This is a genomic window from Sulfitobacter sp. (assembly GCF_036960155.1).
Lineage (GTDB): Bacteria > Pseudomonadota > Alphaproteobacteria > Rhodobacterales > Rhodobacteraceae > Sulfitobacter.
Window position 1 is genome coordinate 57913 of sequence record NZ_JBALWB010000005.1, and the last position, 26760, is coordinate 84672.

The window sequence follows — 26760 nt, forward strand, 5'->3', positions numbered from 1 at the left end:
AAGGACTTCCCATGTGCTCTGAAATCGTAACCCGCTTTGCTCCGTCTCCTACTGGGTATCTGCACATTGGCGGTGCACGAACTGCGTTGTTTAACTGGCTTTATGCCCGTGGGCGCGGCGGCAAGTTTCTGTTGCGCATTGAAGATACCGACCGCGCGCGCCACTCTCCCGAAGCGACAGAGGCCATTTTGCAGGGTCTTGCGTGGTTGGGCCTAGATCATGACGGTGACGCGGTCAGCCAGCACGAGATGGCACCGCGCCACGTAGCAGTTGCGCATGAGCTGCTTGAAAAAGGCGCGGCCTTTAAATGTTTCGCCACCCAAGAGGAAATCGAAGCCTTCCGCGAGGCGGCCCGCGCTGAGGGGCGCAGCACGCTTTACCGCTCACCGTGGCGCGATGCGGATGCTGCGACCTACCCTGACGCGCCGTTTGTGGTTCGGATCAAGGCGCCAGACGCTGGCAAGACAATCATCCGCGACACCGTGCAAGGCGACGTGACCATTGATAACGCGCAGTTAGATGACATGATCCTCCTCCGCTCGGATGGCTCACCCGTCTATATGCTGGCTGTGGTTGTGGATGATCATGATATGGGTGTGACCCATGTGATCCGTGGTGATGACCATCTCAACAACGCCGCGCGACAGATGATGATCTATGAAGGCATGGGCTGGGATATTCCTGTTTGGTCTCACATCCCGCTTATTCACGGATCAGATGGTAAAAAGCTGAGCAAACGCCACGGTGCACTGGGTGCACAGGAATACCAAGCGATGGGTTACCCTGCGGCAGGCATGCGCAATTACCTTGCACGCTTGGGCTGGAGCCACGGCGATGACGAATTCTTTTCCGACGCACAGGCCAAAGAATGGTTCGACATTGATGGCATTCGCAAAAGCCCTGCCCAATTTGACCTGAAAAAACTGGAAAACATCTGTGGTCAACATATCGCAGCAGCTGATGATGCCGCATTGCGGCACGAAATCGAAGCTTATCTGCAAGCAGCTGACCTCCCGCCGTTCACGTTTGCGCAATCAGAGGGGTTGGAGCGCGCAATGTATTGCCTAAAAGAACGGGCCAAGACATTCCCTGAACTCATTGAAAAAGGTCACTTTATTTTGACGTCTCGACCTATTCAGGTTGATGAAAAGGCGGCGAAAAATCTTGATGCGGTATCCCGTGGTATACTGAACGAATTGACGCAGCAGCTGCATGATGTTAGCTGGGACAAGGAAACGCTCGAAGAGGTTCTAAACGGTTTTGCCGCCGCGAAGGAAACCAAATTCGGCAAGCTCGCTGGGCCGCTACGCGCAGCTCTTGCTGGGCGTGCTGTGACACCTTCGGTGTTTGATATGATGCTGGTGCTTGGCCGCGATGAATCGTTGGCCCGCCTGACGGATGCTGCATCCTGAGACAGTCGTAAATCTGTCATAAAGGATATGGTAGTTAGTAACAAAACGGATGCAGGGGCTTTGGCCTTTGCAGACCTGAGGGCGCAGGCCCTACAACCAACCTAGAAGGGAATATTTATGGCCGAGAGTACCAAATCAGCGACGCTGACAATCGGGGACAAAACAGTTGAGCTTCCGATTTTCACCCCCACTTCCGGCCCAGATGTCCTCGATATCCGCAAGCTTTACGGGCAAGCGGGTGTTTTCACGTATGATCCTGGTTTTACTTCGACGGCGTCCTGCGACAGCACAATCACCTTTATTGATGGTGATGAGGGTATTCTAACGCACCGTGGCTATCCTATTGGTGAGTTGGCTGAAAAATCTCACTACCTCGAAGTTTGCTATTTGCTTCTTTATGGTGAGCTGCCTTCCCCAACAGAGCTGGAAGACTTTGAAACGCGCGTGACCAATCACACGATGATCCACGAGCAAATGATAAATTTCTTCCGTGGATTCCGCCGCGACGCCCCTCCTATGGCTGTTATGGTTGGCGTTGTGGGTGCGATGTCTGCGTTCTATCACGATTCTACGGACATCACGGATGAATGGCAGCGCGAAGTTGCATCCATCCGTCTGATCGCCAAGATGCCAACAATTGCTGCCATGGCCTATAAATACACAATCGGTCAGCCATTTGTGTATCCGCGCAATGATCTGGATTATGCGTCTAATTTCCTGCGCATGTGCTTTGCTGTACCTGCAGAAGACTACGTTGTTGATCCTATCCTCAGCCGTGCAATGGACCGTATCTTTACCTTGCATGCGGACCATGAGCAAAACGCGTCTACGTCTACTGTGCGTCTGGCCTCTTCATCTGGTGCAAATCCGTTTGCTTGTATCGCAGCAGGCATTGCCTGTCTTTGGGGCCCTTCCCACGGTGGCGCGAACCAAGCATGTCTTGAGATGCTCAAGGAAATCGGTACACCCGATCGCATTCCAGAATTCATCGCACGCGCCAAGGATAAGAATGATCCGTTCCGCCTGATGGGCTTTGGTCACCGCGTTTACAAAAACTTCGACCCGCGCGCGACTGTGATGAAGCAGTCAGCCGACGAAGTTCTGGAATTGATGGGCGTCGAAAACAACCCGATCCTTCAGGTCGCCAAAGAGCTTGAAAAACAAGCGTTGGAAGATCCGTATTTCGCGGACAAGAAATTGTTCCCGAACGTCGACTTCTATTCTGGCATCATCCTCGAAGCGATGGGTTTCCCGACATCCATGTTCACACCAATCTTTGCATTGGCACGGACCGTTGGCTGGATCTCTCAGTGGAAAGAACAGCTGAACGATCCACAGCTGAAGATTGGCCGTCCACGCCAATTGTATCAAGGCGAAGATGTCCGCTCTTATACGGATATTGAGAAGCGCTAAACGAACCAAGAAATTTGAAAGCCGCCGGGTGCCAGACGCTTTCGGCGGCTTTTTTGTGCGCGATTAATTTGGGCAAGAATATGGCGAATTAATGGCACGTATCCTTTGCGGAATCATCACCAGCATACCCAAGCATCTAAGCCTCATATCCCCTGATAGACAGCTATCTGCTACTCTTAGCCCCCTCCGAATCAATGCTAATATAACATTGCTTCCGAATCCCCCGATTATCCAATTGCCACCAAGACCCCGTATTGTGCACTTTTAAGTTCGTTCAATTGAGACGAAAATCGTCGAAACTTGTCTAAAATGGGGCATTGTTTCAGCTACGTGCACAATGGTTAACGCAAGCTTGACCGTTAAAGGCATGGCCGCGTAATTAATATCAACAACCACGCACAGGGGAATGATTGATATGTTAATGTTACTGGGACTTGCACTGCCGATGGCCGTTTTAGGCTTTTCACTCGACGATAGTGATGACGACGAAAACACTGTTGAGTTGGAAGGCGGCGATGATGCAGACCGCCTTGAAGGTGAAGAAGGCAGCGACTTTATCGATGGCCACGGCGGCGACGATATTCTGAATGGTCGCGCTGGCGATGACACGGTTTTTGGTCGCGAGGGCGATGACGTTCTGCAAGGCGAAGACGGCAATGATATGCTCTGCTCAGGTGATGGTGACGACATTGTAACTGGCAACACTGGCCAAGACTTCATCGAAGGCCAAGGCGGCGATGATTTCGTATCTGGGGATTATGGCTGGGATGTCGTGCGCGGCGACGAAGGCAATGACACCGTATTGGGTGGCCGCGGCAGCGATACTGTTGAAGGTGGCGATGGAGATGACATCGTATTTGGCGGCATTCTCGAAGGCATTCCGCTGAACCTCGAAGAACTCACCGATCTGCGTGATGGTGGTTCACTCGAAGAGATCAACGGCGGCATCGAAATGCGTGATGACAGCATTGGCAACATCCTGCGCGGCGGCGACGGTGATGATGATCTGATCATTGGTAGCGGTGATACCGCTGCAGGCGGTACGGGCGCAGACACATTCCATCTAATGTCCGAGCAGGTTAATGCCAGTGAAGCGACCATCGTTGGTTATGACTCAGACGACGCGATCACAGTGATTGTTGACGACGCCAGCGAAGACGCCGACATTACAGTGAGTGATGACGGTGAAGATGCTGTGATCAGCATGGGCGATACAATTTTGGCACGTGTTGAAGGTGCTGCAGGAACACTGGGTAGCGACGATGTCGTTCTGATCTCAGAAAGCGTAATCGAGCAGATGTTCGATCCAAACGCAGCTGCTGCCTAATCCTGAAGGTTTATCGGGGGGATGTCCCCTCCCGATAATTCTCTCTTGCCAGTCCTACAGGAGTCCCCCCACAATGGCACGATCAACACCACCAAAACCAACACCACACAACATGTCCAAGCGCTATGAATGGTCACAAGCAAAAAGCCTGATGCCGCTTCAGGCGAAGTACGAAACTGGCCCTACAGGAGCACTTGTTCCGAACAGCGCGGGCGACACTGACCATATTGCGGTTGTTTACGACAAGGGTGAGACACCACCTGAAATCACGATCACCCAAGTCTCAGGTTCTGTTCACACGGTTCTTGCAAACGGCATAGCAGTTGCGGTTGTGGCCCGAGCAACGGGAAAAGCCCCCACTGTTTCTGACGTCCTTTTGGTTGAACGCAGCGTACAATAACCAGCGCCAGCCGAATTGAATACAAAAATAAAGGCCGCTGCATCCATGATGCAGCGGCCTTTTTAATGAAGTAAACTTGGTAGGCGTTAGCGGCCTTCAAAATCTGCAGCGCGTTTTTCAGTAAACGCCAGCACACCTTCCTTGAAATCGCGCGTTTTACCGCATTTTCCTTGCTCACGCGCTTCAAACGCAAGCTGTTCCTCGTAGGTGTTGTTCCAACTGTCGCGCATCACTTGCTTCACTGCCGCATAAGCTGCTGTTGGGCCCGCAGCAAGGTGCTCAGCTTTTGCACGCCAATGTGCCTGAAACTTATGATCTTCAACTGCTTCCCAGATCATGCCCCAATCGTCAGCTTGACGCGCGCTGATTTTATCTGCGAACAATGCAGCGCCCATCGCCTTAGCCATGCCCATCTGACGGGGCAACGTATACGTGCCCCCCGCATCTGGGATTAGACCAATGCGGGTGAACGCCTGAAGGAAATACGCACTCTCAGATGCAAAAACGACATCAGCAGCAAGAGCAAGGTTTGCGCCTGCCCCAGCCGCTGGACCATTCACCGCAGCAATTGTAGGCACAGGGCATTGAGTAATCGCGCGCAACATTGGCGCATATTCATCCCGCAATGTCCGCTCTAGATCAATCGAACTTGCATTGGCGCGGTCGCCCAAGTCCTGCCCAGAGCAAAATGCTTTGCCCGAACCAGTGATCACAACAACCCGTGCTTCGCGTCCACCAACGTTAAACGCGTGTTCGATTTCTGCGCGCATCTGGGTTGTCAGTGCATTATATTTGTCAGCGCGGTTCATGGTGATGACGGCCATGCCATCGCTCACCTCATACGTGATTGTCTGGTAGTCCATGGCGTCCTCATTTGGTTTGATATTTGGCGACAAGACTACCACAAATGATAACATCTGCCAGTCAGACGACGCGTTACTTTTTTAGAATATCCCGTAGGGTTGCGGCCTCTTCTACGCTAAGGCCTTCATCTTGCGGCGCCAGGGCACGGCTACGCCCCCGCACGTAGAAAATGCCTGTCAAACCTGCAAGCAACAACATCAATGGTCCAGCTCCCCATAGGATCCAGTTCGCGCCGCCCCTAGTGGGTTTCAGCAGAACATATTCACCGTATCGTTCGACGATGAAATCAACCGCTTCGGTGTCACTGTCGCCCTCGACCAGACGATCGCGCAGCAATACTCGCAAATCCTTTGCAAGGGAGGCGTTGCTTTCGTCGATGCTCTCATTGCGGCAAACAAGGCACCGCAACCCTTTGCTAAGCGCGCGCGCGCGCTGTTCCAACACAGGATCGGCAAGCACCTCATCAGGTTCGACAGCCGCCAGAGGTGTGGCCAACAGGACCAGTACCAAGATCAGACGTTTCATTCCGCTGGCACCCCTTCGCGTATTTTACGTGCCGCTACCGCAACACGGAAACGTCGATCAAACAAGCTGAACAACCCGCCAAGGGCCATCAACGCACAGCCAACCCAAATCCAGTTGGTCATGACCTTGATGTAGGTTCGCACAGCCCAGCCACCGTCATCTTGTTGATCGCCGATCACGAGATACAAATCGCGTTTATAATTTTGGTGAATGGCTGCTTCAGTTGTTGGCATTTGCGCCACGGGATAGAACCGCTTTTCAGGCTCAAGCGAAGCAACAAACTTATCATTTTGGGACACGTCGATCACGGCTTTTGTAGCGACATAGTTAGGTCCGTTGTGATCGGACACGCTTCGCAAAGTCATTTCATAGCCGTGCACTTCAAAAGGGACGCCGATTTGCGCCACGCGAATGTCTTCAACTGTCCACGCATAAATGCCCGCAATCCCAAGCATCGTAATGCCAAGACCTGCGTGCGCTGTCGCCTTACCCCAATCGGCCCCCGGCAAACGGAACAGACGTGACAAGCGGTTTGGCCCGCGTCCAGTCCGTTGCGCCAGATCGATCACAACGCCCATGATCACCCAACTGCCAAGGAACATGCCGATTGGGCCAGTCAGACTGCGCCCTGTCTGCATGGCCCATGCAAGCCCACCCACAGAGACTGCGGCTAAAAACACAAACCGTAGCGGCCGTAATGCGCGCCCTAGTTTAGCGCGCTTCCACGACAAGGCCGACCCGACAGGTAACACAAGGCCCAGCAACACCATAAACGGTGTGAACGCCGAATCGAAAAACGGCGCGCCCACGCTCAGCTTTCGATCAAAGAACATTTCAGCCAAAAGTGGCCACATCGTGCCCACAAAAACAACAAAACAAGAGACTGCCAACAGCAGATTATTCACAACCAACGCGCTTTCGCGCGACGCGAGGCCAAAGACACCTTTCGCCTCCATTGTACCCGCCCGCAACGTGAACAGGATCAGCGCACCGCCCATAAAGAACGCCATGATCCCAAGGACAAAAATGCCGCGATCGGGGTCATTTGCAAAGGCATGTACCGAAGTCAGCAGACCCGACCGCACGATGAACGTCCCTATAAGGGAAAAACCAAAGGCAAGGATTGCCAGCAAAATTGTCCAGCTTTTCAGCGCCTCACGTTTTTCCACCACAATGGCAGAGTGCAACAACGCTGCCGCCAGCAACCACGGCATAAAGCTGGCGTTTTCAACAGGATCCCAGAACCAGAAACCGCCCCAGCCCAATTCATAATATGCCCACCACGATCCAAGTGCGATACCGATGGTTAGGAATATCCACGCAGCCAAAGTCCATGGGCGCACCCAACGGCCCCATGCCGCATCCACGCGCCCCTCAATCAGTGCAGCAACCGCAAAACTAAACGCCATGCTGAGGCCAACATAACCAAGGTACAAAAACGGTGGATGAAATGCCAAACCTGGATCCTGCAATAGAGGATTTAGATCCTGTCCGTCAAACGGCGGCACAGCCATACGTTCAAACGGATTTGATGTTAGCAGGATGAAAGCAAGGAAAGCGACACCAATAGCGGCCTGCACGCTCAGGACACGTGCCCGCAAAGTATCGGGAAGTTGCCCGCCAAACCATGCCGCCATTGCCCCAAACAACGCCACGATCAGCACCCACAATAACATGGACCCCTCATGGTTGCCCCATGTACCGCTGATTTTGTAGATCATCGGCTTCATCGAATGGCTGTTCGCCACAACCACCGCTAGGCTGAAGTCAGATGTAACAAACGCCCATGTCAGTGCACCAAATGCGGTCCCTACCAACAAAAACTGCACTGTCGCCGCGGGTTCTGCCACAGCCATCCAACCGGGCCAGCCTTTTGCGGCGCCAAACAAGGGCACAATTGTTTGGATCAATGCTACACCAAAGGCGAGCAAAAGGGCGAAATGTCCGAGTTCAGTAATCATGCGCTTATCATAAACGTAGCGCGCACCCGTTCCAATCACAATCGGATGGTCACAGCGCCGCAGGCAGTTAACGTGCAGCTTGCCACGCCCGCAACGCCGCGTTTTCATCCGCCGCTGTTGCCTGCGCATTTAGACGCGCGTCAGATCCCGTATCCGCAGCCCCGATAGAATTTGCACGCATCCGCCCGATCATTTCAATATTTTCAATAACTTGCGGAACATGCTTGACCGTGTCCACGATGCTGCGCTGGAATTCCTGAGATTTCACTTGATGGCGCGCGCCGAAATAGAACGAAACAATCACCCCAAGAAGCCACCACAAAGGATCAGGTACCAGCGCAATACCTTGCATGCGCTGCGCAAACCACAAGGGCGCTACCATCGCTGAAACAAACAATCCAAGCGTTCCAAGTGCAAGTGCCGGACGCGGCAGGCGATTCACCCCATCCATAAATTGATCAAACCTGCCTTTAACGGGTGCCGCAAATTCCGCTCCGTATTGGTCCATGGCTTGCCCTTGCACGACGGCATTGCGCCCCGCGCCCGCCTCTGCATTTTCGCGAAACACCTCTACAGTTTCGCGCACCACGTTGCGGTCGCTTCCAAAAAGCGTCCCAAAAACACGTCCAATCAAGCCCATTTTGCGGTCCTCGCTTTGAATTCTTGCGTTGTAAGGTGATAATTAGGCGAGATGAATTCCTCAGCCCGTTTGATCCACCCACCTTTGCCGCCTGCCCGCGTGCGTGCATATTTGCGGCTCGCGGCACGTCGATCTGCAAGACGGAAGTAGTAGTTGCGCCGTGCAATGCCGTAAGCATCTACAAAATAGTCAGGTGACGCACAATACGCGGCACGCACAGCCTTAAGGCTTTGCGGACCCAACGCGCCATCCACTGAAACGTCATGCCCCATTTCAACCAACAACCGTTGCAAAATTTTCACGGCATTTCCACCTGCATTCACATACATATCAAAAACCGATGCCTGTAACGGTTCTGGCAGTTCGGCGATTAAAGGCCGTGCGTAATAATGTTCAAGGAAAATACCTACGGCTTGCCCGCGGGTCAGACGCCGCACGTCAGCAGGTGTAATGCTCCCGTCGTGATCCAGATCAAGACCGAGGCGGCGCATGGTGTGGATGGTCACGCCAAAATTTGTCGCGCCACCCGGATCATCAGGATCATTCACATAGCCCCCTTCACGGGTGACAATGTCTTGCGCAATCTGTCTAACACTTTGCATGGTTGTTCCCCTCAAAATATGGGGAAAATAGACCTCACAATGGTTAACGCCTGCACACCTGAGCGTACGGTGTCAGCCTTCGGGCTCTCGGTAGACGCCTTGTGCCTTCAGTGCATCGACCACTTCTTTCGGCATGTATGTTTCATCGTGTTTGGCAAGTATTTCAGTGGCTTGAAATACACCGTTGATCAAGGAGCCCGTCCCGATCATTCCCTCGTTTTCGCCAAAAAGATCAGGCAACACGCCGACAAAAACAACAGGTACACTTGCGCCCCCATCTGTCACAGAAAAGCTGATCTGCTCGCCCTGACCACGCTTCAACGTGCCTTCTTCCACCAGTCCACCAATGCGGAACACCTCACTTGGTGCAGGTGGCTCCGCCACAACCTGAGTAGGCGCACGAAAGAAGTTGATCCCATCGCGCATCCCGTATCCGATCAAAGCCGTTGATCCGATCAACGCCACAATGGCGATGGCTATCAGTTGAATTCGTCGCTGTTTTTTCAGGCTTTTCATGACAGACCCAGTATTCCTTAAGGAAAGAGAGGTGCCATCATCAGGCCCTCTGTCTCGTCAATACCTAACATCAGATTGGCATTTTGCAACGCTTGGCCTGATGACCCTTTGGTCAGGTTATCAAGGGCAGCAACAACAATCGCACGCCCCTCGATCCTATCAGCGACAACCCCGACGTGGCAAAAATTTGATCCGCGAATGTGACGCGTTGACGGAACTTCACCAAAAGGAAGAACTTCTACAAATGGCTCACTAGCATAAGATGATTTCATTTCATTATGAATGGCTTGCGCATCACCCTTCACGTAACACGTCGCTAAAATACCGCGGTTTGCGGGCACCAAATGCGGGGTGAATTGAACCTTCACAGGCCGCCCAGCCACCAACGAGAACTCTTGGTCAAACTCGCCCAAGTGCCGGTGCATCCCACCAACGGCATAGGCGTGATACCCTTCAGACAATTCTGCATGTAGCAGGTTTTCCTTCAACGCCCGTCCAGCGCCAGAAACCGCACATTTAAGATCTAGGATGATCTCATCCAGTTCGATCAAACCAGCGCTAATCAATGGACGCAGTGCAAGCAGTCCTGTTGCAGCATTACAGCCCGTGCCGGCCACCAAACGCGCACCTTTGATCTCTTCACGGTAAAATTCCGTCAGCCCATAAACAGCCTCAGCTTGCTGCTCCAACGCCGCATGCGGGTTTCCGTACCAGCGTTCATATTCCTCTGGATCGCGCAACCTAAAGTCGGCAGACAAATCCACGATCTTGAGGGTCTTTGGCAATTTTGAAATCACCTCTTGCGATGTCTTATGCGGCAGCGCGCAAAAGCACAGATCAATGGCCGAGAAATCAATCTCATCCATCGTGACAAGATCAGGTAAATCAAGATGGCGCAGATGTGGAAACACCGATGCCATGCTTTGTCCCGCCTTGGAATTACCACCCAAAGCCTTGATTGTCATGGAAGAATGGCCAGAGATCAGCCGGATCAGTTCAGCGCCCGTATAGCCAGATGCGCCAAGGATTGCGATATTATGTGTCATGTCTGTCGTCCTGAAATAGATAGAAACTGCGTATCGACCTCGCAGCTTTACGCTGCTGTAAAGGTGAGTGGTCGTCGCAAAAACTGGGTCGCCCGGTCGCTAACGCGCTTTGGATCGCCTGTGGTTAAAAATGCCGCCTTGCCGCTGCCCGTTTTATCCGGGTGGCGTATTAGGTAGTCGGCTAGGCTTTCTGCAACCAAATCAGCTTGGCTATAGACATCCACATCCGCGCCCAGCGCTTCCTGAAACGTTTTTTTCATCAACGGATAGTGAGTACACCCCAAAATGGCGGCCTGCGGCAACGGCATTTTACGCTTGAGCGCATCAACATGGCTGCGCACCATTGCTTCGGCCAAGATCATATCGCCGTCTTCAATTGCGTCAACAACACCGCCACAGGCCTGCGCCTCGACATCCACGCCGATTGCGCGAAATGCCAGCTCACGCTGGAACGCCCGCGTCGCAACAGTTGCGGGGGTTGCAAACAACCCGACATGCTTTACGGCCACTTCGCGGGGCGGAGAATTATCGCCCCACTGCCGTTCTGTCAGCGCCTCAATCAAGGGCACAAACACGCCAAGAACCCGCTTGTCCTCGGGCACCCAGCTCTCTTGCATGCGCCGCAATGCAGCGGCCGATGCCGTGTTACAGGCCAGCACAACCAGATCACAGCCCGCATCAAACAGGCGCTGCGTGGCCGCAACGGTTAGATCATAGATATCGTCCGCATTACGCACGCCGTAAGGCGCATTTGCACTATCCGCGAGATACACAAAGTCTTGGTCAGGCAAACGTGCCTGAACGGCGTCCCAAATCGTGAGTCCACCCAATCCACTGTCGAAAATACCAACTGCCATGCGCCCTACCGACGCGCGCGCCGGTCCTCATCAAAATCATATCCCGCATCAAAACTTCTCAGCGGTTCTGGAGCAAGCTCATACGTGGCTTTGCGCAAGAAATCCATCATCGCTTTTGCATCTGTGACCAGTGGCTGCAATTTGTCGCGCCCTAGCGGTTCGCCAATAACAACACGAACGGGTGTATCCACCCGATTACTGAATTCTTTCATCAAAAGCCCGATCCGTAACGTGGCATGCAGATGGCTTGCGATCTGAAACATACGGCTGGTGTGCCCATCAAAATAGACAGGCAAAACAGTGGCATCCGATTTGGCAATCATACGCGCCGTGAAATGACGCCAGTCAGGGTCCATCGGATGTGAAAACGGTCTGACACCCGTACTTACAGTCCCCCCAGGAAAGACACCAATCGCGCCGCCCTCGCCCAAATTATCAAGCGCGCTGCGCCGCGTCGCAAGGTTAAGCGCCAATGCAGCCTTCGTTTCTTCAAAACTGATCGGCAGAATATGATTGTGCAACTCAGTTGCCCGCGAAAAAACCGAATTCGCCAGAATTTTAAAATCACTTCTGGTTTGGTTCAACAGGTGCCCCATCATCAGACCGTCCAAAATGCCATAGGGATGGTTTGCAATCAGGATCAGCGGCCCCGTACGCGGCACATTCTCTAGCGCCCCCCCCACCACATCAATGGACAGGCCATAACGCGCAACCATAACGTCAAAAAAGCTCGCGCCAGCTGCAAGCTCCGCCTCATAACCGCGCGCACGTTTGAGCAGGCCTACGCGGCCAGTTGTGTTTTCCATCAGCCGAATAACGGCTTTTCCACCTCGTGTCTGGGCAGAGCACGCATAGGAGAAATCACGTGCCGATTGAGGCCGCCGCATCAGTGTCATTAGAAACTCCTTTTGCGGCGACCCTATTGGTGCAATGTGACAGGACCGTTACGTCACTCGGCCGCTTTAGACAGCGGTGTGTCGCCCGCACGGATTGCACTCAACAGCTCTTCGCGACGCTTGGCTGCTTTTGCTTCATTGGCCTGTTTCACAGGACCAAACCCGCGAATTTCCAACGGCAAGGCAGCAAGCCCTTTGATCGCATCGCGTGTGGTATCATCCAGCTTGGGCAGCACATCGCGCATGTCACCCTCATACTGTTTGATTAACGCACGTTCCATCTTACGCTCTGCTGTATAGCCAAAGATGTCCAGCGGTGTGCCACGCAGACGTTTCAGACGTGCCATCATCCGAAGAGGTCCTTCCAACCACGGACCAAATTCACGCTTCAGCGGCCGCCCGTTTGGCCCCATCTTGGACAGCAGAGGCGGCGCAAGATTGAAGGACATCTTAAAGTCACCATCAAACTCTGCTTTGGCTTTCTCACGGCTGCTCAGCAACAGACGCGCAACTTCATACTCATCCTTGTAGGACAGCAGCTTGTGATACCCATCTGCGACGGCTTCGCGCACCATTGTATCACTGATACCGTTCAACATCTTTGAATAGCGCTTGGCCAGTCGCGGACCTTGGTACGCAATCAGGTGATCCTTGCGGAAGGTCACCTTCTCATCCAACGTCTTGGGCAAAGAAACGACATTGGGCGTTAGCACTGCTTGGGCATCTTCGGGGTGTAGAACCGCCCAGCGCCCAATTTCAAAGGCACGCAGGTTACGCTCAACCGCTGCACCATTCAGTTTGATGGCTTCTGTTATGGCCTCTAGCGACAGTGGGATAAGCCCACGCTGCCATGCGCCCCCAAAGATCATCATGTTAGAATAGATGGAATCGCCCAGCGTTGCCTTTGCCAAGTCTGAGGCATCAAACATCGAGAGTTTGTCTTGCAAACGTGCCTGCAATGCCAGCTCCAACCTGTCGTAAGGCATTTGGAATTCAGTATCGCGGGTAAATTCGCCCGTGATGATCTGATGCGCGTTCACAACCGCGCCTGTGCGCCCTGTTGATGTCAGGCCAAGTGTCTTGTTCCCCGCCGAGACAACCAAGTCACCACCGATCAACGCATCACATTCACCTGTAGCAACACGAATTGCGCTAATATCTGCCGGCGTCTGCGCAAGGCGGCAGTGAATGTTCACCGCGCCACCCTTTTGCGCAAGACCAGCCATCTCCATCATTCCAGCGCCTTTGCCATCAATCTGGGCCGCTTGGGCCAAAACCGCACCGATGGTCACAACACCCGTACCCCCGACACCCGTGATAACCACATTATAGGTTCCGTTGATCGCAGGCAGTTTAGGTGTTGGCAGATCAGGTATCTTGATCTCCGTTGTGGGTTCCTTGCGAACGGTTGCGCCCTCTAGCGTCACAAAGGACGGGCAAAACCCATTAACGCAGGAAAAGTCTTTGTTGCAGGAGGATTGATCAATCGCGCGTTTGCGTCCCAGCTCGGTTTCCGCAGGTACAATCGATACGCAATTAGATTGCACACCGCAGTCACCGCAACCTTCACAAACATCGGTGTTAATGAACATCCGCTTGTCTGGATCTGGGAATAGCCCCCGCTTGCGACGACGGCGTTTCTCGGCTGCACATGTCTGGATGTACACAATGGCGCTTACGCCCTCTACTTTTGACAACCGCTTTTGAACGGTTTGCAGCTCAGCGCGTTCATGGGTCTCAACCCCCTTAAAGGCGGTAAAATCCACGTCTTCTTTTTCGTCATACACCACTACAAGGTTCTTAATCCCCATCGCCTGCAGTTCAGCTACAATACGTGGCGCATCTAGGTCGCCCTCATTGTGCTGCCCACCAGTCATGGCAACCGCATCGTTATACAAGATTTTGTAGGTCATGGTCGTACCCGCCGCGACGGCAGCACGAATAGCCTGCACACCGGAGTGGTTGTATGTCCCGTCCCCTAGGTTCTGGAACACATGCGGCGTGGTTGAAAACGGCGCTTCGCCGATCCAGTTTGCGCCTTCTCCGCCCATATGGGTAAAGCCTAGAGTTTCGCGGTCCATCCACTGCGCCATGAAGTGACAACCAATGCCAGCGTAGGCACGGCTGCCCTCAGGAACTTTGGTGGATGAGTTATGCGGACAGCCCGAACAGAAATACGGCACACGTCCTGCCAGTTCTTCGGTGTTATCCGCGCGGCGTGCATCCGCGAGGTCAGACAGGCCCGCACGAATACCATCCGTGCCTCGGCCTTCATCGCATAGGACATTGCCCAGCTTTTCTGCGATATCAACTGGATCAAGCGCCCAGCGCGCTGAGAAAAACTCAACCCCATCTTTTGTACCGCCATACACACGGCGACCCATGCGGTTATCAAACAACGCTTCTTTGATCTGCACTTCGATCAGCTTGCGCTTTTCCTCAACGACGATGATCACGTCCAAGCCGTCGGCCCATTCGTTAAATCCGCGCATGTTGAGCGGCCACGTCTGGCCTACTTTATACGTTGTGATGCCCAGCCGCTCGGCCTCGTTCGCATCAATGTTGAGCAGGCTCATGGCATGGATCAGATCAAGATAGTTCTTTCCCGCCGCCACAAATCCAATTTTCGCGCCAGCCTTACCCCATACACGTTTGTCCATACCATTGGCGTGTGAAAACGCCTCAGCTGCGTGGCGCTTGTGGTCAATCAGACGCGCTTCTTGCTCGATGCGTTCATCGACTAAACGAATGTTCAGTCCACCCTCAGGCAGTTCCAGATCGGGTTCAACAAACGACAAACGGTGCGGATCACCGTCCACAACCGATGTCACCTCAACCGTGTCTTTCATCGTTTTCAGGCCAACCCAAACGCCCGCGTATCGCGATAACGCCCAGCCATACAGGCCATAGTCCAGTACTTCCTGCACACCCGCAGGGGATATAACGGGCATATAAGCGTCGACCATGGCAAATTCGGATTGGTGCAAAACCGTTGAGGATTCGCCCGTGTGGTCATCCCCCATCGCCATGATCACGCCGCCATGTTTTGAACTGCCCGCCATATTCGCGTGCCGCATCACATCGCCCGATCGGTCAACTCCGGGCCCCTTGCCATACCACAGGCCAAATACGCCGTCGTATTTGCCCTCGCCGCGCAATTCAGCCTGCTGGGCGCCCCACAATGCAGTGGCCGCTAAGTCCTCATTGAGACCAGCCTGAAACGTAACGCGATGCTCAGTCAGCTGCTTTTCAGCGCGCATCATCTGCATATCAACCGCCCCAAGAGGTGAACCACGATAGCCCGTCACCAGCCCCGCCGTGTTCAGCCCTGCAATCTTGTCGCGCTCGGCTTGCATCATCATAACCCGAACCAGCGCCTGCGTGCCGTTCAGCAACACTGGGCTTTTGCTCAGATCGAATCGGTCATTGAGTGAAATCTTCTGCGTAGTCATGGTGTCCCTCCCAAGAAACCCAGCGAGCCTTCAGCCCACATCAACATGCGTAATTTATACTCACGATAGGTCACAAATACTGACCTGTATAGGGCCTTATCCAACTTCGTTACTTTTCCCCGCGTAAAAAGGCTGTGTCATTTGGTCTAATGCGGTTAAAAGGGTCAGCTAATCGGAAAGGTATACGATGGATTGGGACAAACTCAGGATTTTTCATGCGGTAGCTGATGCTGGCTCGCTTACGCACGCTGGTGACAAGTTAAACCTGTCGCAATCCGCTGTCAGCCGTCAGGTACGCGGCCTAGAAGAGCAACTAAATACGAATCTGTTCCACCGTCATGCACGCGGACTGATTCTCACCGAACAGGGTGAGCTTTTGTTTGACGCGACGTCCGCGATGATCAAACGCCTTGATGCCGCTGCTGCCCGCATCCGCGATAGCGAAGAAGAAGTATTTGGCGAACTGCGCGTTACGACAACAACCGGTTTTGGCACGCTCTGGCTCGCCCCGCGCCTGTCCAAGCTGTATGATAAATACCCAGACCTAAAAATAGACCTGATGCTGGAAGAGCGCGTGCTTGATTTACCCATGCGCGAAGCTGACGTTGCGATCCGTCTCAAAGAACCATCGCAAGCAGATCTGGTGCGTAAGCGCCTGATGACAGTACGCATGTGCCTGTATGCCAGCACTGACTACCTTAAGGCCAATAGCGCACCCGAAACGATCGAAGAAGTATCAAACCATCGCTTGATTTGTCAAAGCACCGAAAGCGATCAAGTAGGTGCAGGTCTAAACCTAGTACAACAATTGATGCTGAACGATGTTAAATCCTCGCTTACAGTTAATAATTATTTTGGCGTCCTGCAGGGCGTTCTGCACAATGTTGGCATTGGTGTCCTGCCCGATTATCTGACACAGGATTTCCCTGATCTAGTGCGTGTCCTGCCTAATGTGGAATCAGCCGAAGTACCCGTATTCCTTGCCTACCCCGAAGAGCTGAGGCAGTCACAACGTGTCGCAGCGTTTAAGGATTTTGTCCAAGACGAGATCATTTCGTACCGTAAGCAGCTCAAGAAAGATCGAGGGAGTTAACCACTTTCCCATAGGTAAGCTATGCACTCAACGCATATCGGACATGTTGGACTCCAGACAGAATCTGCCTTGAAAAGTGACAATCTGCATCTTAATTGAACAATATAAGGATTTAGACACCCAGCGTGTTTTGCCTTATACCTCCCTGTTGGACTTGGCCGGGCCTCTGTGCCCGGTCCTTTTTTTGTCTAACGTTCGGCACCCCTTCCCAACATATACACAGATACATTCAGGTAGACTGCTCTGATTGCGCAAATCACCCTTCCCCCTTGCACGCTCCTGCCCTAAGAGAGGGGCCAAGTTTTATTGCCCACTTGGGAGCGCCACCATGTCAGAGCCAGCCATCACCAAAGACATCATTGTAGCCCACGGGCTCAGCGACAGCGAATACCAGACGATCCTTGATCTGATGGGCCGCACCCCCAGCTATACCGAACTGGGCATCTTTTCTGCCATGTGGAACGAGCACTGCTCATATAAGTCTTCAAAAAAGTGGCTGCGCACCCTGCCCGTAGACGGACCACAGGTCATCTGCGGGCCCGGCGAAAACGCTGGCGTTGTAGACATTGGCGATGGTCAGGCAGTTGTGTTCAAGATGGAAAGCCACAACCACCCGTCCTACATTGAACCCTACCAAGGGGCCGCAACAGGTGTTGGCGGCATTCTGCGGGATGTCTTTACCATGGGCGCGCGCCCTATCGCCTCGATGAACTCGCTCAGCTTTGGTGAGCCATCCCACCACAAGACCAAACAGCTGGTGCACGGTGTTGTTGCAGGTGTTGGCGGTTACGGTAATTGCTTTGGTGTTCCTTGTGTCGGCGGCGAAGTCCGCTTTGACAAAGCCTACAATGGCAACTGTCTGGTCAACGCCTTTGCGGCGGGCCTCGCGGATGCTGACAAAATCTTCTATTCCGCCGCTTCCGGTGTCGGCATGCCTGTTGTGTACCTTGGTGCAAAAACTGGACGTGACGGCGTAGGCGGAGCAACAATGGCCTCCGCCGAATTTGACGACACGATTGAAGAAAAACGCCCTACCGTTCAGGTTGGTGATCCGTTCACCGAAAAACGCCTGATGGAAGCCACCCTAGAGCTGATGGAAACTGGCGCGGTTATCTCCATTCAGGATATGGGCGCTGCTGGCCTCACCTGCTCCGCTGTTGAAATGGGCGATAAGGGCAATCTGGGTGTGATCCTAGACCTTGAAAAGGTCCCTACTCGCGAAGTGAACATGTCAGCCTACGAAATGATGCTGTCAGAATCCCAAGAGCGTATGCTGATGGTTCTACGCCCCGAGCTAGAGGCACAGGCCAAGGCCGTGTTCGACAAATGGGACCTAGACTTTGCCATCGTCGGCGAAACAATTGCCGAAGATCGCTTCCTTGTGCGCCTCAACGGCGAAGTAAAAGCTGACCTGCCGCTCAAGGCCCTATCAGGTACAGCACCTGAATATGACCGCCCTTGGGTCGAAACACCTGCGGCAACGCCTCTTACCAACGCGCCTAGCATTGATCCTATTGAGGGCCTCAAGGCCCTGCTCGCCTCGCCTAACTATGGCGGCAAAGCATGGGTTTATGAGCAGTACGACACGATGGTTATGGCCGACAGCGCCCGCACGCCCGGCTTTGGCGCTGGTATCGTGCGCGTGCACGGCACGGATAAGTCATTGGCTTTCACCTCTGACGTGACACCGCGCTATGTCAAAGCCAACCCTTATGAGGGCGGCAAACAGGCCGTCACCGAAGCCTACCGCAACCTGATTGCCGTCGGCGCTACGCCGCTTGCCACCACAGACAACCTGAACTTCGGCAATCCCGAAAAGCCCGAAATCATGGGCCAATTCGTTGGCGCGATCAAAGGCATTGGCGAAGCGGTCGCAGCGTTGGACATGCCAATCGTTTCCGGCAACGTCTCGCTTTATAATGAAACAGATGGTTCCGGTATCTTGCCAACACCGACAATCGGCGCTGTGGGCATTCTCAAGAAAACCACCGATATCATCGGGTTTGACATCCGCAATGGTCACGTGGCGCTGGTACTGGGCGAAACCAAAGGCCACCTTGGCCAGTCTGCCCTCCTCGCCGAAGCCTTTGGCCGCATCGAGGGCGACGCGCCTGCGGTTGATCTGGCAGCCGAAGCAGCAGCAGGTAACTTTATCCTTGCCAACCACACATCGCTGGCAGCGTGTACGGACCTGTCGGATGGCGGTCTGGCCCTTGCAGCCTTTGAGATGGCTGATCACGCCTCACTTGGCCTCGCGCTAACCCCTGAGGACACCGCACAGCTGTTTGGTGAGGATCAGGCACGTTATCTAATTGCCGCTACACCTGACGCCGCTAAAGGGCTGCACACAGCAGCCAAAGCCGCTGGCCTCACCCTGACCCAAGTTGGCGTCTTTGGTGGCGATACGCTTAGCTTTGGCACCAGCAGCGCGCCACTGGTTGACCTCAGCACACAGTACAACGCATCCTTTGCAGCTACCGTAACCTGATACCAGATTTGGGGGCGCGTCAGGCGCCCTCTATCATCTTCATCAGCCGCGCCTTTTCCCCAACATCATCGGGTTTTGAAATCGCGGCGGCCAAAGCTTCCAGCGACTCGATCGAATGACCTGCGCGAAAGCTATCCACATGGGGCAGCATCGCACGAATGCCAGCAGCCTTTGGTGCAAACCCATCCCAACGTAGCAGCGGATTAAGCCAGATCACCCGGCGCGCCGATAAATGTAGGCGCTGCATCTGGCGTGCCAACGCAGCCGGATCATCACGATCCAACCCGTCGGTGATCAACAGCACAACTGCACCCTGCCCCAAGACACGTCGTGACCAGTCGCGGTTGAACGTCTCAATACTTTGACCAATGCGCGTACCACCTTCCCAGTCTTGGGCTTCGGCACCAGCCGCCTTTAACGCGGCATCCACATCGCGGGTCCGCAAATGGCGGGTGATGTTTGTTAGCTGCGTGCCAAAGGTAAACGCATGCACCTGCGCCCAGCCCGCGCCACGTTCATTTGCGACCGCATGCAGGAAATGCAAAATGATCCGGCTGTATTGGCTCATGGAGCCCGAAATATCACAGAGCACAACCAGATTGGGCCACCTTGGCTTTGGCTTTTTCAACGCCAACACATCCATTTCGCCACCACGGCGCAGCGCCGCGCGCAAGGACCGCGCAGCATCCACGCGCCCTGATCCAAAGCTCGGCGAAGAACGCCGCGATGGCAGTGGCTTTATTGGCAGGCTGAGCCGCGCCAGCATCCGCTTTGCCTCAGCCACCTCGGCCAAACTCATCAACTCAAAATCCAACGTCTTGAGGCGCTCAGACTTGGACATCGTCAAAGAGGCATCCACCTGAATTTCGGTCTCTTCTTCCTTGGGGTCCCGCTCTTCATCTTTTGGCGGGGCTTCAGCCCCGTCTAGCAACGCCTCAGCCGCGCGTTTCTCTGCGGCTTGCGCCGGACGGTCCTCTTGCACACCACGTATCGCGGGCAGCATCGCAGCCATCATGTGTTCCAAATACCGTGGGTCGCGCCAATACAGGCGAAACAACTGCGCATAGATGCGCGCATGCTCTGGTCGGTTCACAAAACACGCATGCAGCGTCCAGTAAAAATCCTGTTTCTCAGTGAACCCCGCCACCTCGACCGCGCGGATGGCATCAATCACACGGCCCGGTCCGATAGGCAATCCGGCCCGCCGCAACGCCCGCGCAAAATGGGTGATGTTACCCGCTAGGCGCGGGTTATCCGGCAAATCAAGGGGTGCGTATTCAACCATTCAAACGCCCATTCAGAAACAACATTAAACCTGTGGGAAAACTCAAAAACACGCTCATGCGTCCAAACTGGCCCTTGCCTCATCCAACAGGCGTTTGGCTTCTGATCCTTGCAGCTTTGCGATGTCATCTTGGTACTTCAGAACCGCACCAAGCGTATCTGCGATCACCTCTGGGCTTAGCGTCAGCGCATCAAGCGCCAGCAAACATTTCGCCCAATCAATGGTTTCCGCAACGCCCGGCTTTTTAAACAGATCTTCTGTGCGCAGCCTTTGAACAAAGGCCACCACTTCACGGCTCAACGCCTCAGCCGCTTCAGGGGCACGGGCCTGCAAAATCTCCATCTCACGGTCAAAATCTGGGTAATCCACCCAGTGATACAGGCAGCGCCGCTTTAGCGCGTCATGAACTTCGCGTGTGCGGTTGGACGTTAGGATCACAATCGGTGGCTCTGGTGCCTTTATGGTGCCCATCTCTGGAATGGTGACCTGAAAATCGCTCAACGCTTCCAGCAAGAACGCCTCAAATGGTGCATCGGTACGGTCCAACTCATCAATCAACAACACTGGCGCGCCGTTTTCATCAGGGCGTAGCGCCTGCAACAAGGGGCGTTCAATCAGGAACTCTTCGCTAAACAACTCTGCATTCAGCGCGGCGCGGTCGGCAGTTCCCGTGGCTTCCGCTGTGCGGATCGCAACCATCTGCGCGGCAAAATTCCACTCATACACCGCCGAAGACGCATCAAGCCCCTCGTAACACTGCAACCGGATCAAACGCTTTCCCATGGCCGCGGCCAGGGCTTTAGCGATCTCGGTTTTACCAACGCCGGCTTCTCCCTCAAGGAACAACGGCCGGCCCAGTTTGAGGCTCAAGAACACAACAGTTCCCAGCGCACGACTACAAACATACCCCTGATCTGCCAGCATTTTCTGCACTGCATCTATGGATGAAATATCTGCCACGGCCATCGCCCCCCCTGTAAGTTCGCCCCACAAGGCCACCGCATCGCGCAAGCGTCAAGGCAGCAATGATACATATGTCACGTCACCAAAGTACCATTGGCCCAAAAGATTGACGTGATTCGCCCAAGATGGCATCCTATTAACCAGTAAAAATGAGGTTGCAGGCCATAATTGCACTGCGACCCGTAAATGAGGCAGATATGTTGAACCCGATGCAGAACGCAGCGGCCCTTTTGCGAGGCAGCCATGGCGAATGATCTGAAAATCACGGCTGTCACTTGTGTGAAAAACGAAGGTCCGTTCCTGTTGGAGTGGATCGCGTTCCACCAAAACATCGGCGTGACCGACTTCCTGTTTTATTCAAACGACTGTGATGACGGCACAGATACGCTGCTCGATGCTCTAAGTGAGCTGGATCACGTTGTGCATTTGCCCAACCCCGCCGAGGGGCGCAACTATCAGATGGAAGCGCTAAAAGACGCCAAAAAACAAGATGTCGTGCTGGATGCGGATTGGGTATGGATTGCGGATGTGGATGAATTCCCCAACATCCATGTCGGTGATCACAGCTTTGCTGCGCTGATTGACGCTTGCGATGATCCCCAAACCATCAGCTTGAACTTCCAGTTCTTTGCCAATAATGACATCGAACATTTCACAGACCAACCCGTCATTGGACAATTCACCCACAGTCACAACCCCGACATGTGGTGTGGTGAATCCGCAGTTGAAGTTAAATCACTGGTGCGGCAGGATTTTCCACTACAATATTATGGTGCCCACCGCCCGTTTTTCAAAGCCAAGGTCAAAAAGAACAAACGCCCCAGCTGGACGGATGGCGCTGGCCGCGCAGTGCCGCATCGTTTTCTAGTGGCCGCAAATCCACGCCGCATTCGCAGGTTTCCCGCCGCTGGCGCACGTGCCTTTGCGACCCTCAATCACTATGCGCTACGCAGTCTCGACAGCTATTTGGTCAAAAACGACCGTGGTGATGTGAACCGTGAAAACCGCGCGTTTGATGACACTTACTGGCGTGAACGCAACGATCCCGCGTGGGAAGATGCGTCCATCCACCGCTACCTGCCTGCGTTGAAAAAGCAGATGGGTAAACTGAAAGCACAGGGAAACATCGGCGCGCTGCATGATGCCTGCGTTGCGGCCCATATCGCCCGCCGCGATGCCCTGCTGGAGCAGAAGGAATACCGCAATATGCAAAAACAGCTGCGCAACGCCTCCAAGCTCCCCCCTCAAGAAGAGGAAATGCTGCGCGAATTGGGCTTGCTGGAGGAAGCCACGTGAGCACCTTAAAGGTCGTAAATCTAGGGTTGCCTAAGACAGGCACAACCAGCCTCGCACGTGCACTCAAGGTCGCGGGTTACCGCGTTGCAGATCACCGTATTCGCCCACGTCAAACAGAAACACCTGCCCTAAAAGACGCATTTGTCGCTGATTTGCTGTACCAAGGGTACTTTCAGGCGGGCGACCCCGCCGAACTATTCGAAGACTTCACAGCCCTGACCGAGCTGAGTTGCCTGCGCAAAGGTAAATCACTTTGGCCGCAGATGGATTTTGCGCTTATTGACGCCATTCGCAAACACCACCCCGATGTGCGCTTTCTGGCGTCACGCCGTGACAGCTGGGATGTTTCGCAATCCATGCTTGCATGGTCCGATCTGGGAACCGACCGCCTACCGGCCTCAGACATCCCCGGACTGCCCGAAGGGTACGGCGAAACCAGCCGCGAACGGATACAATGGATCGACGGACATTACACACACCTCCACGCGATATTTGCTGGCGATACCGCATTCCTAGAATATGACGTGGCCGACGCAAGCTCCCACGCGGCAGTGGCCGAACACATTGGCACGCAACTGCCATGGTGGGGACAAGCCAACGCAAACACCGAAAACAAGGCAAGCTGATGCGCATTTACCTCCATATCGGTCCAGAAGAGGCCAGCGCGGCACCTGTCCAATCTGTGCTGGCAGACAAACGTGAACAATTGCTGCGCAAGGGTGTTCTCTATTCCCGCAGCCTCGGCAATAAAAACCACACGCGTCTGTTTATGGCGGCAACCGATCCCGGCCATGTTGACCCGCTGCGGTTTAACCGCGGATATATTACGCCGCAAAAACAGTCAGTTCTGCGCGATGCGGTCATCAGCGATCTGGCCCGCGAAGTCGACCAACATAGCCCCGACACCCTGATCGTTTCCTGTACTCAGCTTGGCTCAGGCTTGCGCACCTCTTCTGAGCTTGAGCGCCTGCGCGCGATGCTGTCTCCGCTATCTGACGACATTCGCGTGATCGCCCATGTCGATTTGCCAACCCGTATGTTGGCGCGGGCCTACAGCGCGCAAATTCTTGAGGGGCGCGGCGTGTCACTGGACGCCGAGCTGGATTTGGTCGGAAGCGACTGGTGGGATGAGGCGCTCAAACGCAGCCCACAGATTGATCCCGCCGCAGGTGTCTTTGCCGAGACCCAATCCCCCAACTACTGGCTTGATTTGCCCGCGCTTGCGGCCTTTTGGGAAGGCACATTTGGCGCAGGTTCAGTTCACCTGCACAGCTACAACGAAGATCAATTCGCAACGCCTGAAGTCACCGATCTGGTGTGCAAGGCCTTCGACATTGATGCCAACATCGGCAAAGTCGACGCTGTTGCCCTCCCTGCTCCGACACCCGCAGCTTCGCTTACCCGTGGTCGCCAACTGAATGCGCTGATCCTTCAGGTTCTCGCCAGCCGCCAACGCATATTGCCCCGCCAGCTTTGGCGCAGCTTCGTGCAAGATGTCGCGGTGGATGGTCCGCCCCTTGATCTGGCGTCCCTGCACCCGATCACCAAACATTTTGCCCCGGCCCTCAAGACCCTGCTCAAGGAGCACAAAGGCCTGCACGCAGATACCTTCAAAGCCCCCCGCGCCAAAGGCAGCTGGTCTGAGGCTGATCCGCTGTATGGTTACCGTCCCTCGCAATACCTGCTGGGTTTCATGTGGCGCATTGATAAAGCGACCCGCGAAGAACAGAAAAAACGCTCGGATGATCTGGCGCGGCTTGCAAGTACAGTTGCAGGCGCCCCCCAAGCGCCAGCACAAGACGCAGCACCGCGCAGCGAAGATGATGCACCTGATGGCCTCAGCGAAACCGCACGAAAGCTGATGCCGCCATTGGCCGTACAGAACTTTGAAAAACTGCGCGCATCCTCCTTTGCGCCTCACAATAAAATGGGCTCCGTCAACGAAGAAGAGCTGGCCGCAGCCTACACTGCAATAACGCCGCGCGACCTGCCCAAAGGAAACTCAGGCAACGTCATCGTGGGCTGCATGAAGAACGAGGCGCCCTACATCATCGAATGGGTCGCCTATCACCGCGCCATGGGCGTTGATAATTTCCTAATTTATACAAACGGTTGTGAGGACGGCACCACCGAAATTCTGGACCGGTTACAAGAAATGGGTGTGCTACAGCACCGCAACAACGACGAATGGAAGGGCAACTCCCCTCAGCAGCACGCCCTGAATTGCGCCCTCAAAGAACCCGTGATCAAAAACGCAGAATGGATCATTCACATCGACGTGGACGAATTCATGAACGTGCGCTGTGGCAACGGCACGGTTCAAGATTTCATTGATGCGGTGCCAGATGCCACCAATGTCGCCATGACATGGCGGATGTTTGGTCATAACGGCGTAACGCAGCTGAACGATGACTTTGTCGTTGAACAGTTTGACACATGCGCCCCCAAGTTCTGCCCCAAACCGCATACTGTTTGGGGTTTCAAAACGATGTTCAAGAATATCGGAGCCTATGAGAAAATCTCGTGCCACCGCCCTAACAAGCTGGATGAGAAATTCCAAAACAAGGTGAAATGGGTCAACGGCTCGGGCAAAGACATGACCAAGGATGTCGCCGAAAATGGTTGGCGTTCGTCCAAGAAAAACATCGGCTATGACTTGCTACAGCTCAATCACTACGCACTACGGTCTGCCGAAAGCTTCCTGATCAAGCGCCAGCGCGGCCGCGCGCTGCACGTCGATCGCTCCATCGGGATCAACTACTGGATTCGCATGGATTGGTCGGACTTTCGCGACATAACCATCAAACGCAACATGCCGCGCCTGCGCGCCGAATATGACCGTCTGATGCAAGATGACACTCTGCGCAGTTGGCATCAAACTGGAGTGGAGTGGCATCTCGCCAAAGCCGAAGAGTTGCACTTAAACCCCGAATTTGCCGATCTGTATAAAGAGGCACTTGCCGTTAAACTGACCGAAACGGAGCGCGTGGCCTATGCCCTCGCTCTGGATATGGAGAGCTAAATGGAAAGCATTACAGCACCACCACGAGACCCTTTTGTAACCTCTAAAGGCATGAAGTTCCCAAAAGATGGGCATTTCATTACAGGGCACCTGCGTGCCGCGCTGCGTGAAAACCGCTATGAGGCCAAAGAGTCCCAATGCGTGCTAAAACTGGTGCGTGATGAAGATACCGTGATCGAACTCGGAGCTGGCATTGGGTTTATGTCAACATTGGTTGCCACAAAACGCAAGATCAAGGCGGTGCATGCCTTTGAGGCCAATCCCGCCCTCATCCCCTATATACGTTCCGTACATGAAGCCAACGAGCTGAAAAACGCCCATGTCACCAACGCGTTGCTAGGGCCACGCAAAGGCAGCGCAAATTTCTATGTCCGCCAAAACCTGCTGTCTTCTTCGATGGAACCGCTTGAGGGCGACACCGATGAGAATACGCAAAAGGTAAAGGTAGATGTCCTGAACGCCCGCCAAACCCTTCAGACTCTTGATGCCAACATCCTGATTGCAGATATCGAGGGTGCCGAGGCGACGCTGCTGCCCCAACTTGACCTCACTGGCCTGCGCGGTGCGATGATCGAACTGCACCCACAGTACATTGGCCCTGAAGGTGTAAATGCCGTGTTCAAGGCGATGATGGATGCGGGTCTTGCCTATTACGCGCGCGGATCAACCCATAAGGTCGTCTGCTTTAGGCGCGCTTGGTAA

At 54.2% G+C, this 26760-nt stretch carries 22 protein-coding genes; 10 read left to right on the forward strand and 12 right to left on the reverse strand.

Annotated elements, in window-relative coordinates:
• Nucleotides 1-11 precede the first annotated feature (11 nt).
• The 4 genes from gltX (at nt 12) to V7775_RS12930 (ending at nt 4552) form a co-directional block, all read left to right on the forward strand.
• Complete coding sequence (gene gltX / locus V7775_RS12915; protein ID WP_335752316.1) at nt 12-1412, forward strand: glutamate--tRNA ligase; 1401 nt, start codon at nt 12-14, stop codon at nt 1410-1412.
• A 117-nt stretch (nt 1413-1529) separates the two neighbouring features.
• On the forward strand, nt 1530-2825 hold the full coding sequence (locus tag V7775_RS12920; RefSeq protein WP_335752317.1) for a citrate synthase: 1296 nt from the start codon (nt 1530-1532) through the stop codon (nt 2823-2825).
• Between the two features lie 406 nt (nt 2826-3231).
• Nucleotides 3232-4152 (forward strand): calcium-binding protein, encoded by a 921-nt coding sequence (locus V7775_RS12925; protein ID WP_335752318.1) that lies wholly within the window; start codon nt 3232-3234, stop codon nt 4150-4152.
• 73 nt (nt 4153-4225) lie between these two features.
• A complete protein-coding gene (locus tag V7775_RS12930; RefSeq protein WP_335752319.1) occupies nt 4226-4552 on the forward strand; it encodes a hypothetical protein in 327 nt (108 codons plus the stop codon).
• Between the two features lie 86 nt (nt 4553-4638).
• On the opposite strand, the gene V7775_RS12935 is transcribed toward V7775_RS12930, so the two are convergent.
• The 10 genes from V7775_RS12935 to V7775_RS12980 all read right to left on the reverse strand — a co-directional run bounded on the left by V7775_RS12935 (nt 4639) and on the right by V7775_RS12980 (nt 15911).
• Complete coding sequence (locus tag V7775_RS12935; RefSeq protein WP_335752320.1) at nt 4639-5415, reverse strand: enoyl-CoA hydratase-related protein; 777 nt, start codon at nt 5413-5415, stop codon at nt 4639-4641.
• Nucleotides 5416-5488: 73 nt separating this feature from the next.
• Entirely contained in the window at nt 5489-5941 is a 453-nt protein-coding gene (locus V7775_RS12940) for a cytochrome c-type biogenesis protein (protein ID WP_335752321.1), read from the reverse strand.
• Entirely contained in the window at nt 5938-7902 is a 1965-nt protein-coding gene (locus V7775_RS12945; protein WP_335752322.1) for a heme lyase CcmF/NrfE family subunit, read from the reverse strand. Before V7775_RS12945 ends, V7775_RS12940 begins: the two co-directional genes overlap by 4 nt.
• A 67-nt stretch (nt 7903-7969) precedes the next feature.
• Nucleotides 7970-8542: a holin family protein gene (locus V7775_RS12950; RefSeq protein ID WP_335752323.1), complete on the reverse strand. Its 573-nt coding sequence runs from the start codon at nt 8540-8542 to the stop codon at nt 7970-7972.
• Nucleotides 8533-9144 (reverse strand): holin-associated N-acetylmuramidase, encoded by a 612-nt coding sequence (locus V7775_RS12955; RefSeq protein ID WP_335752324.1) that lies wholly within the window; start codon nt 9142-9144, stop codon nt 8533-8535. The genes V7775_RS12950 and V7775_RS12955 overlap by 10 nt, the downstream gene beginning before the upstream one ends.
• Before the next feature lie 72 nt (nt 9145-9216).
• A complete protein-coding gene (gene ccmE, locus V7775_RS12960) occupies nt 9217-9660 on the reverse strand; it encodes a cytochrome c maturation protein CcmE (RefSeq protein WP_335752325.1) in 444 nt (147 codons plus the stop codon).
• A 17-nt stretch (nt 9661-9677) separates the two neighbouring features.
• Nucleotides 9678-10706: an N-acetyl-gamma-glutamyl-phosphate reductase gene (gene argC / locus V7775_RS12965; RefSeq protein ID WP_335752326.1), complete on the reverse strand. Its 1029-nt coding sequence runs from the start codon at nt 10704-10706 to the stop codon at nt 9678-9680.
• 47 nt (nt 10707-10753) lie between these two features.
• Nucleotides 10754-11563, reverse strand: coding sequence for a glutamate racemase (locus tag V7775_RS12970; protein WP_335752327.1), 810 nt, complete (start codon nt 11561-11563; stop codon nt 10754-10756).
• Between the two features lie 5 nt (nt 11564-11568).
• Nucleotides 11569-12459, reverse strand: coding sequence for a lysophospholipid acyltransferase family protein (locus V7775_RS12975; protein WP_335752328.1), 891 nt, complete (start codon nt 12457-12459; stop codon nt 11569-11571).
• Nucleotides 12460-12512: 53 nt separating this feature from the next.
• The gene (locus tag V7775_RS12980) at nt 12513-15911 is read right to left on the reverse strand and encodes an indolepyruvate ferredoxin oxidoreductase family protein (RefSeq protein ID WP_335752329.1); all 3399 of its coding nucleotides are present in this window, start codon (nt 15909-15911) and stop codon (nt 12513-12515) included.
• 187 nt (nt 15912-16098) lie between these two features.
• On the opposite strand from V7775_RS12980, the gene V7775_RS12985 reads away from it, so the two are divergent.
• Together V7775_RS12985 and purL are read left to right on the forward strand one after the other, a co-directional pair.
• Nucleotides 16099-17004 (forward strand): LysR family transcriptional regulator, encoded by a 906-nt coding sequence (locus V7775_RS12985; RefSeq protein WP_335752330.1) that lies wholly within the window; start codon nt 16099-16101, stop codon nt 17002-17004.
• Nucleotides 17005-17332: 328 nt separating this feature from the next.
• Nucleotides 17333-19492 carry a phosphoribosylformylglycinamidine synthase subunit PurL gene (gene purL / locus V7775_RS12990; protein WP_335752331.1) on the forward strand — a complete coding sequence of 720 codons (2160 nt, stop codon included), beginning with the start codon at nt 17333-17335 and terminating at the stop codon, nt 19490-19492.
• A 19-nt stretch (nt 19493-19511) separates the two neighbouring features.
• Here purL and V7775_RS12995 read toward each other — a convergent pair whose 3' ends face one another.
• The gene (locus tag V7775_RS12995; protein WP_335752332.1) at nt 19512-20777 is read right to left on the reverse strand and encodes a vWA domain-containing protein; all 1266 of its coding nucleotides are present in this window, start codon (nt 20775-20777) and stop codon (nt 19512-19514) included.
• A 54-nt stretch (nt 20778-20831) separates the two neighbouring features.
• On the reverse strand, nt 20832-21743 hold the full coding sequence (locus V7775_RS13000; RefSeq protein WP_335752333.1) for an AAA family ATPase: 912 nt from the start codon (nt 21741-21743) through the stop codon (nt 20832-20834).
• 252 nt (nt 21744-21995) lie between these two features.
• Here V7775_RS13000 and V7775_RS13005 point away from each other — a divergent pair, with 252 nt between their 5' ends.
• The 4 genes from V7775_RS13005 to V7775_RS13020 are packed head-to-tail and all read left to right on the forward strand — an operon-like array spanning nt 21996 to nt 26760.
• Entirely contained in the window at nt 21996-23036 is a 1041-nt protein-coding gene (locus tag V7775_RS13005; RefSeq protein WP_335752525.1) for a glycosyltransferase family 2 protein, read from the forward strand.
• Nucleotides 23033-23662, forward strand: a complete 630-nt coding sequence (locus V7775_RS13010; RefSeq protein ID WP_335752334.1) for a sulfotransferase — start codon at nt 23033-23035, stop codon at nt 23660-23662. The genes V7775_RS13005 and V7775_RS13010 overlap by 4 nt, the downstream gene beginning before the upstream one ends.
• Complete coding sequence (locus V7775_RS13015; RefSeq protein WP_335752335.1) at nt 23662-26058, forward strand: glycosyltransferase family 2 protein; 2397 nt, start codon at nt 23662-23664, stop codon at nt 26056-26058. The genes V7775_RS13010 and V7775_RS13015 overlap by 1 nt, the downstream gene beginning before the upstream one ends.
• Entirely contained in the window at nt 26059-26760 is a 702-nt protein-coding gene (locus tag V7775_RS13020) for an FkbM family methyltransferase (RefSeq protein ID WP_335752336.1), read from the forward strand.